This is a genomic window from Streptomyces sp. 13-12-16 (assembly GCF_002114215.1).
Taxonomy (GTDB): domain Bacteria; phylum Actinomycetota; class Actinomycetes; order Streptomycetales; family Streptomycetaceae; genus Streptomyces.
Genome location: NZ_NCTE01001403.1, coordinates 1 through 370, shown reverse-complemented (window position 1 = coordinate 370; position 370 = coordinate 1). Strand labels below are relative to the sequence as shown.

General features: G+C 75.9%; 1 protein-coding gene. It reads right to left on the bottom strand.

The window, feature by feature from the left end; all coding sequences use genetic code 11:
• A partial coding sequence (locus B7767_RS41625) for a bifunctional adenosylcobinamide kinase/adenosylcobinamide-phosphate guanylyltransferase (protein ID WP_179167540.1) occupies positions 1-370 on the bottom strand: 370 nt, incomplete at both ends.

The following is a 370-nucleotide window of genomic DNA, read 5'->3' as shown; positions in this document are numbered from 1 at the left end:
TCGTCCCGGTACCGGCGGCCGGACGCGGTCGCGGGCACGATGCCCGAGCCGACCTCGTTGGACACGGCGACCACCGTCCGCCGTGCCCCGCGCACCGCGTCCGTCAGCTCCCGCGTCCGGTCCCGCAGCGCCCGTTCCCCGCCGTCCGCCCACTCCGCGTCGTCCCACGCCCCCACGGCGTCCATCGCGTCCGTCAGCCACAGCGACAGACAGTCGATCAGCAGCGGCGGCCCGTCGTCCTTCAGCAGCGGCACCAGGTCGCACGTCTCGACGGTCCGCCACGACCCCGGCCGCCGCTCCTGATGCGCCGACACCCGCGCCGCCCACTCCGTGTCCCCGTTGCGCGACCCGCCGGTCGCCACGTACAGCA